Here is a 13,596-nt window from a genome sequence, read left to right as displayed (position 1 = left end):
GGGGGGACGGGGCCGGGAACGGGGTCGAGAACGCGTCGAGGTGGGGTCGAGGCCGCCTTCCTACGCTCACCCCCATGCGAGTGCTCTTTGTGACCGTGGCCGCCAAGGCCCACTTCCACGTCCAGGTGCCCTTGGCGTGGGCTCTGCGCGCCGCCGGCCACGAGGTGCGCGTGGCCAGCCAGCCCGACCTGCTGGACACCGTCGTCGCGGCCGGCCTGCCCGCGACCGCGGTGGGACCGCCGCTCGCCCAGGAGGAGTCCGTGGCGGAGCTGCGGCGCCGGCAGGAGCGGGCGGCCGAGCGCCTGACGGACCCGCCCGACGCCCAGGAGCTCATGCGGATGACCGAGGACCGGCCCGAGCACCTGACGCCCGACTTCCTCGACGGCCTGTTCACCGTGATGACCTCCGCCATCTTCCAGAACTTCTCGGCCGAGGAGACCGTCGACGACCTGGTCACGCTGGCCCGGCGCTGGCGCCCCGACCTCGTCGTCTGGGACACCCTGCTGATGGGCGGGGCCGTCGCCGCCCGGGCCGCCGGCGCCGCGCACGCGCGCCTGCTCTACGGCCTGGACCTGGTGGGCACGATGCGGCATCGGCACCGGGAGTCACTGACCGCCCGGCCCGGGGAGCTGCGCGAGGACCCGCTCGCCGAGTGGCTGGACTGGACGGCGGCCCGGTACGGCGGCGGGTTCAGCGAGGACCTGGTGACCGGTCAGTGGACCCTCGACCCCGCGCCGGCCGCGCTGCGCACGCCCACCGACCTGCCCTGGGTGCCGATGCGGCACGTCCCGTACAACGGGCGGGCGGTGCTGCCGCCGTGGCTGCTCGAACCACCGCGCCGGCCCCGGGTATGCCTGACCCTCGGGATCTCCTTCCGCGAGGTGATGGGCGGCGAACGAACCTCCGTGCAGGTGCTGCTGGAGGCACTGGCCGAGCTGGACGCGGAGGTGGTGGCGACCCTGGACACGGCGCAGCTGGCCGAGGCCGGCCCGTTGCCGGCCAACGTGCGGGCGGTGGACTTCGTCCCACTGGACGCGCTGCTGCCGTCCTGCTCCGCGATCGTGCACCAGGGCGGCTTCGGCACCGCGCAGAACGCGCTGGTGCACGGCGTCCCGCAGGTCGTCGTCCCCAACGACCTGTGGGACCTGCGCCCCCGGGCGGAGCTGATCGAGCGGTCGGGGGCGGGAGTGCGCTGGTCCGGCACCGGCCCGCTGACCCCGGCGGAGCTGCACGGGCTGGTGACCCGGGTGCTCGACGACCCGTCGTTCGCGCGCGGGGCGGCGCGGCTCCGGGACGAGATCGGGGCCATGCCCTCGCCCGCCGATCTGGTCCCGGTCCTCGAAGGGCTGACCCACCGGCACCGGCGGGCCGCCTGGACCGGCTGAGCCGGCCGGATCGGCACCCGGCCCCGCCGTCAGCGGGGCCGGTCCGCTTCCTCCCGGGGCGCCGCCGACAGCGCCTCGGCCAGCGCCTCCCGCCAGGGCCGGGGGGCCGGGATGCCCACCTCGTGCCAGCGGTCGTGGCCGAGAACGGTGTACCGCGGCCGGGGGGCGGGGCCGGCGACGGCCGCCGCGGGCACCGGCCGCACCAGGCCGGGATCGGCACCGACCAGCCGGAACACCTCGCGGGCCAGCTCGTACCAGCTGGCCCGGCCGGCGTTGGTGGCGTGGAAGACGCCCCGCGCGCCCGGGGTCCGGCCGAGCGCGAGCAGCAGCCGCGCGACGTCCGCCGCCCAGGTCGGCTGCCCCACCAGGTCCGCCACCACGTCGACGGTCCGGCCGGCCCGGGCCCGTTCGGCCATCACCCCGACGAAGCTGCGGCCGTGCGCGCCGTGCAGCCAGGCGGTGCGGACCACCGCGCCGAGGTCCGGCAGCAGCGCGAGGACGGCCCGCTCGCCCGCGGCCTTGCTGCGCCCGTAGGCGTTGCGCGGGGCGGTCGGATGCCCCTCCGGGTACGGGGAGTCGGCGTCGCCGGGGAAGACGTAGTCGGTGGACAGGTGCAGCAGCCGGGTGCCGTGCCGGGCGCACAGTGCGGCCAGCTGCCGCGGCCCGTCCCCGTTGACCCGCAGCGCCCGCGCCTCGTCCGCCTCGGCGGCCTCCACCGCCGTGTAGGCCGCGCAGTTCACCACCAGGTCGGGGCGGTGCCGGGCGAAGGCCCCGACGAGCGCGTCGGGGTCGGTGACGTCCAGGGCCCGCCGGTCCAGGGCGACCGCGGTCACGCCCTCGGCGGCCAGCGCCGCCGTCACCTCGCGCCCGAGCAGCCCGCCGGCCCCGGTGACGAGCCATCGCGGCGGGGGCGGAAAGGGCGTCTCGGGCCGGCGGTCGGCGGGGAGCGAGGAGTTCACCCGGCCGAGCCTGCCCGCGCCCGGTCGAGCATCCGGCGACGTGCCGTGGTCTCCCCCGAACCGTCCGCTCCAGCGGTCGTCGACCGATCGGTGACCGGGGCCGCCCAGACTCGGACGTCGAGATCCCCGTCCTGGAGGAACGATGGCGTTGTTCGCGGTCCTGGCGACCCAGTCCCCCACCGGCATTTCCGCCGACGACTTCCGTCGGCGGCTCCCCGAAGGCTTCGCGTACATCAAGGAGTTGGTGGACAAGGGTGTCATCCAGCACAACTGGATCCGGGTCGGTGCCTCGGGCGGACTGCTGATCTACCGGGTCGACTCGCACGAGGAGCTCAACACCCTGCTGTACGGGAACCCGCTCAGCCCCCACCTGCGCTTCGAGGTGATCCCGCTGGCGGAGGTCGGCGGCTTCGACCCCAGGGCCTTCGAGTCCACCACCTTCGGGTCCACCACCTTCGAGTCCGCGGCCGCCGAGCGGCCGGCCGGCTGACGCCCCAGGGCGTCAACCGGCCGGCAGCGCGCGGGCGAGGGAGCGGTAGAAGGCCAGGACCCCGGGTTCCTTCGGGGACAGGTGGCCGCGCTCGGCGAACCGGGAGCCGGCCACCCGCTGGACGGCCTCCATGCCCAGCCGGTCCTCCCGGTTCACCACCGCGGCGCTGCGCGCGTTCTCCTCGCGGAGCGCGTCCAGGTCCTGGCCGTCGAGCGCGGCCGGATGCGTCAGCACCCCGCCCCGGACCTCGATCCGGTCGATGGCGAGCGGGATCATGCTGATCCAGACCACCGAGTCCCCGAACGCCGCGAGGCTCGCGGAGGGGAACACCGCGCAGTTGTACATGGTGGCCCGTTGATCGGCGCTGAGCGGCAGCGCCGTGGACGCCAGCGGTTCCCGGAACGGGCTGAGCAGCCGGGTGACCCAGCGGGACTCGGCGCGCACCTCCATCGCTCCGCCGGGCGGGGTGATCAGCGCGACGGTCGTCGGGTGGAGCCCCATCGCGTGGTAGTTCTCGTGGGCGTTCTGCACCGCGATCTTCCAGTTGCACCGCCACACTTCGGTGAAGCCGGTGACCGGCGTCATCTCCGTCAGCCGGTAGGCGGCGAGTTCCTCGCCGATCCGGCCCAGGTGGGGTGCCAGGGGCTCGGCATCCGGGTCGGCGTTGACGAAGACGAAGCCCTGCCACTCCTCCACCGACGTGGGCGGGCGGCGCGCGCCCGTGGCGGACCTGGCTCGCAGGGCCCCGTCCTCCTCCCTGGTCACGGTGACGGGCCGGCCGGCGGGCGCGAGGGTCACCGACGCGCCCGCCTCGGCCAGGTCGCCGACATGACCGGCCAGCAGCCAGGACCGTCCGAAGACCCGTTCACGTTCGGCCGCCCACAGCTCCGGCGACGTGAAGGCCGCCGGGGACAGGCTCAGCCGGGGGGCGTCCTCGTCCAGGTAGCGCCCCAGCTCCGCCACGAGCTCCGTGAGCGTCATGCTGCTCCTCCTCCCTTCCGGTGACGGGCCGTGAGCCGTTCGATGACGGTGACGGCCTCGTTCGGTGTCGGCATCTCCTGGATCTCCCGCCGCAGCCGTCGTGCGTGTTCGGCGAACGACGGCTCGTCGAGCACCCGCGCGACCGTCTCCCGGAAGCGGTCGCGGGTGAACGAACGCAGCGGCAGGGCAAGGAGGTTGCCCTGTTTCTCGTACTCCTCGCCCATGGCCTCGGTGACCCACTCCCAGCCGGTGAGGAGGACCTGGGGCACGCCGTGGAACTCTGCGGTCGCCTTGGTCTGGTAGCCGGCGTGGTGCACGACGGCCGCGCAGGTCGGCAGCAGGTCGTGCATCGGCACGTGGTCGACCACCCGCACGGTGCCCGGGAGCCTCGGCAGGTGGGCGCGCTGCCGTTCGGAGAGCGCGGCGACCACCTCGACGTCCAGGTCGGCCAGGGCGTCCAGCATGCCGGCGAGCACCGCGTCGAGGTCCCACAGGCCGTAGCCGCCGTCGATGCTCACCCCGAGGGTGAGGCAGACCCGGGGCCGCGCCGGCGCCTCGCGCAGCCAACGGGGCACCACGGAGCGGCCGTTGTACGGGACGTAGCGCGCGGGGACGGTGGGCACGCCCAGGTCCTCGCGCAGACCGGCCGGGCGGGTGTCGACGGTCCACTGGCCGGTGAGCACCGACTCGTCGAAGCGGGCCGGCGCGCCCAGGCGCTCCAGGGTCCAGTCCAGCCATTCCGCCGTCGGGTCCTCGCGGTGTTCGGGCGGCTGCTCGGCCGCCAGTCGCAGGAACTCCCGACGGGTGCCCAGTTGCATGGCCAGCTCGGGGCCGGACACCACACGGGCGTGGGCGGCCCCCACCGTGAGCGCGGCGACCGGGCCGGCCAGGCACAGCGTCTCCCAGATGACCAGGTCCGGCCGCCAGTGCCGGGCGAAGGCCACCAGCTCGTCGATCAGCCGGTCGGAGTTCAGGCGGGAGTTCAGGGCGGGGACGATGACGCTCTCGTAGCCGAGCTGATCCGCCCAGGTGTCCTGGCGGTCCGGCTCCCGCTGCTGGTCGGCGGTGCCGAAGTGGGCGATGGCCTCCTGGTGGAACGGCCCGAGGCCCTCGTACCACGGCGGGCAGTCGAGCGGGACGGCCGTGATCCCGGTCCGGGTGACGGTCTCCACCACCTCGGGGACGCAGGCGGCGCGGACCTCGTGCCCGGCGGTGCGCAGCGCCCACGCCAGCGGGGCGAGCAGCTGGAAGTGGCTGCCTTCCAGCGAGGCGAACAGGACCCTCATCGGCCGCCTCCGCCCGTCGCGGCCGCGGTGGCCCGGACCGGCACCCGGGCCGGTCCCCGGGTCAGCGGCGCCCGGGGGCGGCGCACCGCGGGGCCGGCGGGGCGCAGACCGGCGTACCGGGCCGCGAAGGCGGCGAGGGCGCCCTCGGCCAGAGCCCGGCGGAACGGGGCGAGATCCTGACCGTGGTCCTGGCCGTGGTCCTGGCCGTGTCCGTGGCCGATCAGCACCGCCACCCGCTCGCCGGCGGCGATCCGTTCTCCGGCGAGCGGCACCTCGGAGCGGGCCACCAGCGGGGCGATCCACACCGGCGGCCGTTCCCGCAGCGCGTCCGAGACCGTCGGGCCGACCGCGGCGAGCGGCAGCGGGAACCGGGCCCGGAGCAGGGTCCGGACGATCAGGTCGGCGCCGGTGCGGGCGGCGGCCACCACCGTCGCCGGTACCGGGGCGCCGGGGACCGCGGCCAGCAGGGAGCGGAGCGCGTCGGCGGCCGTGTCCAGGCGCCGCGTGGTGTCCAGCCGCTGGGGGCACACCGTCGCGTCCAGGGCGGTGCCGCAGGCCGTGACGGCCCGCGCGAACCGCTCGTGCTCGTTCGCGGGGATCCCGCACGCCTCGGCCAGGGCCGCCGCCACCAGCGGTTCGGCCACCTCGGTGACCAGGTCGAACTCGGGCCCCAGGGCGTCCGGTACGCGAACCCGGACGGCCTCGGGCGGGGGCACCGGCCCAGCCGGGGGCGAGCCGTCGCCGCCGTCGCGGCCGCCGTCGGGCAGGACCGGCGCGGGCGCGAGGCGGGGGTCGGCGAGCAGCGCGGCGCCCATGGCCGGATCCCCCGTCACCCACGGGCCGGTGGCGGAGCGCCACAGCGGTCCGACGGCGCGGACGCGCTCGCGCAGCGGCCCCGGGTCCTCGTCCACGTCGCAGAGCAGCGCCGCGTACGGGTCGCCCTTCATCCGGTGCAGCCAGAGCAGTCCGTGCTCGTGCTGGAGCCGCTCCCCGAGCCGGGCCGGCGCCGCGGTCACGAGGCGCCCCCGGGACCGACTGCGATCAGCGGGAAGAGCTCGCCGTCGACCGGAGCGCCCGGCTCCAGGTGGGCCACCGGGTGGTCCTGCACCCCGGGACGGTAGGTGGCGTCGGAGTCCATGTAGACGGCGGCGAAGGCGAGCCGGCGCTCGCCGTCGGTGTTGGCGGCGGCCATGTGCACGGTGCGGAAGTCGTGGAAGACCACGTCGCCGGCGCGCATCGGAACGGCCACCCGGGGGCTGAACGGGAACTCGGGCCAGATCTCCTCCATCGGCCGGTAGTCCTGGAACCCGGCCAGGTGGACCTGGCGGTGCTCCGCCGGGCGCCGGTGCGAGCCGGGCACGTAGACCAGGCAGCCACGGTCAGCGGGCACGTCCAGCAGCGGGATCCAGGCGGTCAGCGTCCGGCTGAGGCCCGCGAGCGGCAGGCCCGGCTCGTCGTCGTGGACCACGGTGGGCAGGTGGACCCGGGGCTCCTTCTTCAGCACGTCGGTGCCGTAGAGGCGCAGCGGCCCGCCGGCCAGGGACTCGGCGAGCCCGGTGACCGCGGGGTGCAGGGCGAGTCGGCGCAGGTCCGGGTGCTTGCGCCAGGCCGCCTCCACGTAGTGGACCTGGGCCTGCTCCTCGGAGGCGCCCCAGGTCTGCGGGCCCTCCTCGGTGAGGAGTCGGTCGGCGGCGGCCCGGAACACGGCCACCTCGTCGGCGGGGAGCACGGACGTGAAGTGGACGAAGCCCTGCTCCCGGTAGCGGCGCAGGGCCTCCTCGGTGGGCCGCCCGGCCTTCGTCAGATCGGTGGTTGTCTGCATCTGTTCGGCTTCCTGGATCGGGTGGGCGGGGGCAGGGAGGGCGGGCCGGGCGTTCAGCCGAGCGACTCGGCGAGCCGGGCCACCGTCTCGGCGGGGGTGGGCATGGCGAGCAGTTCGGCCCGAACCTGCCGGGCGTTCTCGCGCAGGCGGTCGTCCCGGAGCAGGGCCCGGCACTCGGCCGCGCCGAGGGTGGTGGCCTCGGCCACGAGCCCGATGCCCCGGGCCGGCAGCAGGTCGGCGCCGGTCTGCTGGTACGAACCGCGGGGGATCACGCACTGCGGGATCCCGGCGGCGGCCGCCGTCAGCAGGGTCCCGCTGCCCCCGTGGTGGACGATCGCGGCACAGGTGTCCAGGAGCTGGTCGAGCGGGGCCCACTCGACCAGCCTGACGTTGGGCGGGACATCGCTCAGGAGCGCCGGGTCGCCGCCCCCGAGCGTGACCACGAACTCGGCGTCCACGCCCCGGGCGGCCTTCAGGAGCGGCTCCAGGATGGCGATGCCGCCCCACTGGGCCTCGATGGTGCCGAGGGTGACGGCGATCCGGGGCGCCTGCGGGCGTTCCCTCAACCAGCCGGGCAGCACGGACCCGCCGTTGTAGGGCACGTGGCGCAGCAGCCCGGCCCCGGGGGTGCGGCGGTCTTCGGGGAGGAGCGCGGTGAGGCTCGGGGGGAGGGTGGTGAGCGCGACCGTGGCCGTGGGTTCACCGGTGACGCCGTGACGCTCCCAGTGCGGTGCCGTCCCGGCGCGGAGCAGGGTGCGCAGACTGGCGCCGCTGTCGTACGAACCGAGCCGGGGCTCGACCAGCGGCACGCCCAGCGCGGCGGCGACGAGCCGGCCGGCCGCCTGCAGGGGTGGCGCGACCATCAGGTCGGGTGACCAGTCGCGGGCCGCCGCGAGGACACCGTCGACCATGACCCCGGAGACCCGGGCGAAGAGCATGGCGAGTTCGGCGTCGTCGGGGTCCTCCGCGAACATGGGGTGGTCCGTGGGAACGCCGTCCCCGCTCTCCTGGGGCAGGTAGACCGGCAGGTAGTCCAGGTCCGGGGTGACGTCCACGACGTCGAACCCGGCCTCGGCCGCGGCGAGGCCGAGCCCTCCGGTGGCGTAGCGGACCCGGTGGCCCGCGGCACGGAAGGCCTGGGCGAGGGGGATGGTCGGGAAGAGGTGGCCGAGGCCCGGGGAGGTCACGAACAGGACGCGCATGCTGCTCCCAGGTTGGGTGTCGGGTCGGTCGTCGTCGGGCGCGGCGCGGGTGTCACGGGACCACCGAGGCGGTCCCGAGGAAGAGACCGCGGCCGGCGTGCGGACCGGGGACGTACGTGACGTCGAGGCCGGCCGCGCGGAACGCGGCCTCGTAGGTGGCGCGGGGGAACAGCGAGATGCGGTGGGTCTCGGTGAAGTGCCGGACGCCGGAGCGGGCGTCGGCCACCACGTAGTGCACCTCCATCCGGCAGGCGTCGCCCGCCCGTACGGAGTGCGAGACCCTGGCGATGGTGCGCCCCGCCACGGTGGCGACATCCCCGGAGACGTATCCGTCGAGGTAGGTCTCGGGGAACCACCAGGGATCGACGGCCACCACTCCCCCGGACGTCAGGTGCCGGGCGAAGGCGGCCAGGGCGGCGTGGAGTTCGGCCGGGTCGGTGGCGTAGCCGAGCGACCCGAACAGGCAGGTGATCACGTCGAAGCGGCTGTCGAGCCGGAAGTCGCGCAGGTCTCCGGTGTGGACGGGAACGTCGGGCAGCGCCCGGCGCGCGGCACGGACCATCGGTTCGGACAGTTCGAGCCCGGCGACCCGGTCGAAGAGGCCGGCGAAGTGGCGCAGGTGCGCCCCGGTGCCGCAGGCCACGTCGAGCAGGGAGTCGGCGTCCGGCCGCAACGCGCGCACCCGCCGGGTGAGGTCGTGCGCCTCGGCCGCGTAGTCCTTGCCGCGGCTCTCGTGGATGAGGTCGTGGATCTCGGTGAGGTCAGCCCCGTACATGAACGGGATCGTCGGAAGCCGCGCTGGAGAAATCGCCCAGGGCGGATGGAGGCGGTGCGCGGCGGCGGCGGGGCCGGGTCCATCGCGATCCGACCGGTTCACGAGTGCGCGCGGCCACCCTCGGCCGGAACCGGACGAAGCCGGACCGAAGGGAGGACCGACGTGGACATCGGGGAGATCACGGCGGAGCTGGAGCGGTATCTGGGGCCGGACGCCGAGGATCTGAGCCTGCCGCCGGCGGCGTTCACGTCGCCCGAGTTGTGGGAGGTGGAGCGGCAGCTGGTGTTCGGTCGCTCCTGGGTGCTGGTCGCGCACGTGGACGAGCTGACGGAGACCGGGTCCTACGTGTCCCTGTCGGTGGCGGGCGAGCCGGTCGTCGTGGTGCGCGGCGAGGACGGCTCGCTGTACGGGCTCTCGCCGGTGTGCCGGCACCGGCTGATGCCGGTGGTCGAGGAGGGCGCGGGGCGGACCGACGTCTTCACGTGCCCCTATCACCTGTGGCGCTACGCTCTGGACGGCCGCCTGGTCGGTGCCACCCACATGAAGCGCAATCCGGCCTTCGACCCGTCCACGTGTCGGCTGCCCGCCTTCGCGGTGGAGGAGTGGCAGGGGTTCGTCTTCGTCAACCTGGACGCCTCGGCCGAGCCGCTGGGGCCCCATCTGCGGCGGATCGGCGAGGACCTGGTCAACTACCGGCTGCCGGAGCTGACCCAGGTGGCCGGCTGGACGGAGGAATGGCACTGCAACTGGAAGATCGCCGTCGAGAACGCGCACGAGAACTACCACGTCATGGGCTTCCACCCGGAGACCCTGCAACCGACCACGCCCGGGGGCGCGCGGACGACGGTCCGCGCGGACTCGCCGTGGGCCGACAGCATGCGGGTGCGCTACGCGGAGCCGCTGGAGCCGGTGGTCCTCGACCTCACCGAGGAGGAACGCGCGCACCTGTACGGCTTCTTCGTCTTCCCGTCGGGCAGCCTGGCCGCCTCCGGCGACATGGTGATCTGGCTCAGCCTCCTTCCGACGTCCATCGACCGCACCCTGGTGCGGGGCGGGGTGCTGATGCCCCCCGCCCTGCTCGACGGCCAGGACCGCGAGGCCGTGCGGAAGGAAGCGGAGGCGTACGCCGCCCGGATCAACGGCGAGGACCGACACGGCCTGGAGGCGGTCCAACGAGGCGCCGCCTCGCGCTTCGCCGAGCGCGGCCACCTCTCCCCCAAGGAGCCCGGTGTCCTGCTCTTCTATCGCAGCCTGGCCCGCGCCCTGCTGCGCGACGACGCCGACTGGCCCGGCGAGCTCGGCCCGCCCCCGGAGAGCGCGGCCCCGTCGGACCCCTCACCTACGGCTTCACGTCGAGACGAACGAGCGCGCCGATCTCGACGAGTTGGTCCGGCAGCGCCAAGTCGGATACGCCCATGATCGTGCTGGTGGGCCGGTGCTCCCCGAAGTACTCGGCGTGGAGGCGTGCCGCCGTGTCGAAGTTCTCGCGCAGGTTCCTCACCAGAACCGTGGTCTCCACTACCTGGCCACGCTCGGCCCCGAACTGCCTCAGTACCAGGTCCAGGTTCTCCAGCGTGGTACGGACCTGCAGTTCGAAGTCGTCGGCACCCACGAAAGTGCCGTGCTGGTCATGAGACAGCTGCCCCGACACATAGACCGTGTCACCGACCTGAGTGGCCTGACTGTATCCGTACAACGATTCCCAGGGCATGCCGAACCCGAATGCCTTCACCTGAGTACTCATGGCTCACTCCCTTGATGCAGTTTGCGGGCCGCCCGGTGCAGACAGGCCCCTTACGCGAAGAAAGTTATGGGTTCGCGTGAACAACGCTCGTCCGGCAGCGCCGTCGACGTTTCGTTTGCGCGCACAAAATTGGGTGAGGCCGGACGGGCTGACGGGGCCGGCCTCGATCTCCGGCGGAAGGGCGAGCGACTCGGCGGCCGGATCAACGATGCGCGGCGCCCAACGCGTCCAGGGTGTCGAGTTCGCGTTCGAACGCGGTGCGGGCGAGCGCCGTGCGGTTGGGGCGGTCGAGCTTGATCAGCAGTGACTCGACGTGGCTGCGCACGGTGCGGACCGCGATGCCGAGGGCCAGCGAGATCCGCTCGTTGGACCACCCCCGGGAGACCAGTCCGACGACGTCGAGTTCGCGGCCGGTGAGCCCGCCGAGCGCGGGGGCCCGGCCGATCCGGACGAGGACGGCGTCCGGCCGGCGCACCGCGCGGACGTGCCACCAGGTGCCGTCGGCGGACCGGTGGTGGAAGCCGACGCGGCCCCCCGCGCCGAGGGCGGCGGCCCGGACGGCGAGGCGCAGCTCCGCGCGGTTGAGCGGCGCCCGGGCGAGGTCTCCGGCCCTGACCTCGACCGTCTCCCCGGTGATCCACAGGACCAGGTCGGCCTGGTCGCCGTCGCCGTCCGCCCCGGGGTCGACGAGTCCCGCGAGGTCGTACGACAGCATCGTCAGCGCCAGGCACGACCCGTCGTCGAGCGGTACGGGACGGCTGGAGCTCATCACGACGTATCCCGGGGCGGGTGCGCGGGCGGTGGGCGGAGCCAGGGGCAGCGTCAGCCCCTCGCGGAAGCCGTTGGGCAGGATCGCGTCCCGGTACGTCCGGGTCTCCCGGACGTCGAACGGCACGTCCATGAAGCGCACGGGGGCACCCCGGCGCAGGGCGAGCTGGTGGACCGGGCAGGTGCGCCCGTATGTCGTGGTCACGTAGGCGAGGGTGTCCGCCGGGTAGTCGAGGTTGACGACGGCCGCGTGCGGGCCGGCACCGGAGGCGATCAGCGCGGCGCAGTCGAAGCCGAGCCCGTCGCGCATGGCACGCAGGGGCGCCTCGGGCGGAAGCTCGCCCCGGCCGGCCGCGCGGACGTCCTCGGCGAGCCGGACCCACCACTGCATGTCGGCGGCCATTCGAGAACCTCCCATATGGGACGAATGGACGAATCATGGGGACGGCCGCCCGGCGGTGTCAAGACCAGGAGCCCTTCTGCGGAACGAGGTCGCGGGAGGATCCGGCTCCCGGTGCGAGCGATCGTGCTCCACGGTGGAGCACTCACCACCCCTTCTCCCCCGCCGGACGCACAGCCGGGGCGTGAGGGGAACGGCCTTTCGGCCGAGGTGCGGGACCTCACAGGCTCGTAGCTTCTGCACACCGAGTCGGCCGACGGGCCTCCTCCTCGTCACGGCAGATGGAGATCCTGATGAACATCGACGAATACGCCGCCCTCGACGCCACCGCCCTCGCTGCGGTCATCGCGTCCGGTGAGGTCACCGCCGACGACGTGGCCGCGCTGGCCACCGAGGCCATCACCACCGTCGACAAGGAACTGAACGCGGTCGCCGAGGGCCCGTTCGACCGCCCGCTCGACCACGCCGCCGACGGCCGGTTCGCCGGCGTGCCGTTCGCGATCAAGGACCTCGTCCTCCACGCCGCCGGCGTGCCGACCCGGATGGGGACGCGGCTGCTGGGCAAGGACGGCTACGTGCCGGCCGCCGACACCCACCTGATGGAACGCTTCCGCGCCGCCGGCCTGGCCACACTCGCCGTGACGACCACCCCGGAGCTGGGCTTCAACGGCAACTCCGAGGCGCTCGCCTACGGCCCGACCCGCAACCCCTGGAACACCGCCCACAGCGCCGGCGGGTCCAGCGGCGGCTCGGCGGCGCTCGTCGCCGCGGGGGCGCTCCCGGTCGCGCACGCCAACGACGGCGGCGGCTCGATCCGGGTGCCCGCCGCCTGCAACGGACTGGTCGGGCTGAAGCCCAGCCGGGGCCGCGTACCCTCCGGTCCGGACCACGGTGACGCGCTCTACGGGATGGGCGTCGAGCTCGCGGTGAGCCGTACCGTCCGGGACACCGCCGCGCTGCTCGACGAGGTGGCCGTGAGCTACCCCGGCGATCCGGTCGTCATCGCGCCGCCCGCGCGCCCGTTCCTCCAGGAGGTGGGTGCCGACACGGGCCGGCTGCGGATCGCCGTGCACACCGAGTCCTGGGCGGGCAGCCACGTGGACCCGGAGGTCGCCCGGGCCGTCGAGGCCACCGCCAGGACCCTCGAAGCCGCGGGACACCACGTCGACCGCGCGACCCCCGTCGTCGACTGGGGGCGGCTGCTGACCTCGAACATCGCCCTGTGGTCGGCCTTCCTCGCCGAGGGCGTCGCCGGGATCGAGGCCATGACCGGCATGACGGCGGGGCCGGAGAACCTCGAACTCACCACGCTGGCCTGCGTCGAGTACGGCCGCAGGCTCAGCGCGCTCGAACTCAACGACGCCCTCGCCTCGATGAACGCCGTCTCGCGCGAGCTCGGACGGTTCTTCACCGGGTACGACCTCCTGCTGACGCCCACCATGAACACCCCGGCACCGCTGCTCGGCCACCTCGACGGCAACGCCGACCTCGGCGCGCTGGAGTGGGCCCGACGGATCTTCGAGGTCTGTTCCTTCACCCCGCTGTTCAACCAGACCGGCACCCCCGCCGTCAGCCTGCCGCTCGCCCAGTCCTCGCAGGGCCTGCCCATCGGCGTCCAGCTCGCCGGTCCCTTCGGCTCGGAGGCGCTGCTGCTGCGGGTCTCCGCCCTGCTGGAAAGCGCGATGCCGTGGGCGGACCGGCGCCCTGCCGTCCACGCCGCCACGCTCATGTCCCAGGACGCGTAGGCCTCACCCCCCGCACGGGCCCGTTCCGCCGGAACCGCG

At 74.3% G+C, this 13,596-nt stretch carries 13 protein-coding genes; 4 read left to right on the top strand and 9 right to left on the bottom strand.

Annotated elements, in window-relative coordinates; translation table 11 throughout:
- Positions 1 to 74: 74 nt before the first annotated feature.
- Positions 75 to 1,385: an activator-dependent family glycosyltransferase gene (locus tag ACWD4P_RS13210; protein WP_449779657.1), complete on the top strand. Its 1,311-nt coding sequence runs from the start codon at positions 75 to 77 to the stop codon at positions 1,383 to 1,385.
- A 29-nt stretch (positions 1,386 to 1,414) separates the two neighbouring features.
- On the opposite strand, the gene rfbD is transcribed toward ACWD4P_RS13210, so the two are convergent.
- Positions 1,415 to 2,344 (bottom strand): dTDP-4-dehydrorhamnose reductase, encoded by a 930-nt coding sequence (gene rfbD, locus ACWD4P_RS13205; RefSeq protein WP_449779656.1) that lies wholly within the window; start codon positions 2,342 to 2,344, stop codon positions 1,415 to 1,417.
- 142 nt (positions 2,345 to 2,486) lie between these two features.
- Between rfbD and ACWD4P_RS13200 the strand changes: the two genes are divergently transcribed.
- The gene (locus ACWD4P_RS13200) at positions 2,487 to 2,834 is read left to right on the top strand and encodes a muconolactone Delta-isomerase family protein (protein ID WP_449779655.1); all 348 of its coding nucleotides are present in this window, start codon (positions 2,487 to 2,489) and stop codon (positions 2,832 to 2,834) included.
- Between the two features lie 12 nt (positions 2,835 to 2,846).
- Here the strand turns inward: ACWD4P_RS13200 and ACWD4P_RS13195 are convergent, their stop codons facing one another.
- The 6 genes from ACWD4P_RS13195 to ACWD4P_RS13170 are packed head-to-tail and all read right to left on the bottom strand — an operon-like array spanning position 2,847 to position 8,900.
- Positions 2,847 to 3,815: an SRPBCC family protein gene (locus ACWD4P_RS13195; RefSeq protein WP_449779654.1), complete on the bottom strand. Its 969-nt coding sequence runs from the start codon at positions 3,813 to 3,815 to the stop codon at positions 2,847 to 2,849.
- The gene (locus ACWD4P_RS13190; protein ID WP_359831621.1) at positions 3,812 to 5,101 is read right to left on the bottom strand and encodes an activator-dependent family glycosyltransferase; all 1,290 of its coding nucleotides are present in this window, start codon (positions 5,099 to 5,101) and stop codon (positions 3,812 to 3,814) included. Before ACWD4P_RS13190 ends, ACWD4P_RS13195 begins: the two co-directional genes overlap by 4 nt.
- On the bottom strand, positions 5,098 to 6,117 hold the full coding sequence (locus ACWD4P_RS13185) for a hypothetical protein (RefSeq protein WP_449779653.1): 1,020 nt from the start codon (positions 6,115 to 6,117) through the stop codon (positions 5,098 to 5,100). The genes ACWD4P_RS13190 and ACWD4P_RS13185 overlap by 4 nt, the downstream gene beginning before the upstream one ends.
- Positions 6,114 to 6,923, bottom strand: a complete 810-nt coding sequence (locus ACWD4P_RS13180; RefSeq protein WP_449779652.1) for a phytanoyl-CoA dioxygenase family protein — start codon at positions 6,921 to 6,923, stop codon at positions 6,114 to 6,116. The genes ACWD4P_RS13185 and ACWD4P_RS13180 overlap by 4 nt, the downstream gene beginning before the upstream one ends.
- Before the next feature lie 53 nt (positions 6,924 to 6,976).
- Positions 6,977 to 8,125 (bottom strand): nucleotide disphospho-sugar-binding domain-containing protein, encoded by a 1,149-nt coding sequence (locus tag ACWD4P_RS13175; RefSeq protein WP_449779651.1) that lies wholly within the window; start codon positions 8,123 to 8,125, stop codon positions 6,977 to 6,979.
- 52 nt (positions 8,126 to 8,177) lie between these two features.
- Positions 8,178 to 8,900 carry a class I SAM-dependent methyltransferase gene (locus ACWD4P_RS13170; protein WP_449779650.1) on the bottom strand — a complete coding sequence of 241 codons (723 nt, stop codon included), beginning with the start codon at positions 8,898 to 8,900 and terminating at the stop codon, positions 8,178 to 8,180.
- Between the two features lie 162 nt (positions 8,901 to 9,062).
- Here ACWD4P_RS13170 and ACWD4P_RS13165 point away from each other — a divergent pair, with 162 nt between their 5' ends.
- Positions 9,063 to 10,319, top strand: coding sequence for an aromatic ring-hydroxylating oxygenase subunit alpha (locus ACWD4P_RS13165; protein ID WP_359828199.1), 1,257 nt, complete (start codon positions 9,063 to 9,065; stop codon positions 10,317 to 10,319).
- On the opposite strand, the gene ACWD4P_RS13160 is transcribed toward ACWD4P_RS13165, so the two are convergent.
- Positions 10,240 to 10,644: a RidA family protein gene (locus tag ACWD4P_RS13160; protein WP_449779649.1), complete on the bottom strand. Its 405-nt coding sequence runs from the start codon at positions 10,642 to 10,644 to the stop codon at positions 10,240 to 10,242. The two genes, ACWD4P_RS13165 and ACWD4P_RS13160, sit on opposite strands and share 80 nt — an antisense overlap.
- A gap of 202 nt (positions 10,645 to 10,846) precedes the next feature.
- Complete coding sequence (locus ACWD4P_RS13155; RefSeq protein ID WP_449779648.1) at positions 10,847 to 11,815, bottom strand: response regulator transcription factor; 969 nt, start codon at positions 11,813 to 11,815, stop codon at positions 10,847 to 10,849.
- Between the two features lie 290 nt (positions 11,816 to 12,105).
- Here ACWD4P_RS13155 and ACWD4P_RS13150 point away from each other — a divergent pair, with 290 nt between their 5' ends.
- A complete protein-coding gene (locus tag ACWD4P_RS13150; protein ID WP_449779647.1) occupies positions 12,106 to 13,557 on the top strand; it encodes an amidase in 1,452 nt (483 codons plus the stop codon).
- The last annotated feature ends 39 nt before the right edge of the window (positions 13,558 to 13,596 follow it).

Source organism: Kitasatospora sp. NPDC002543, from assembly GCF_053594915.1.
The sequence above is the reverse complement of the archived record's forward strand: the minus strand, read 5'-3'. Positions and strand labels throughout refer to the sequence as shown.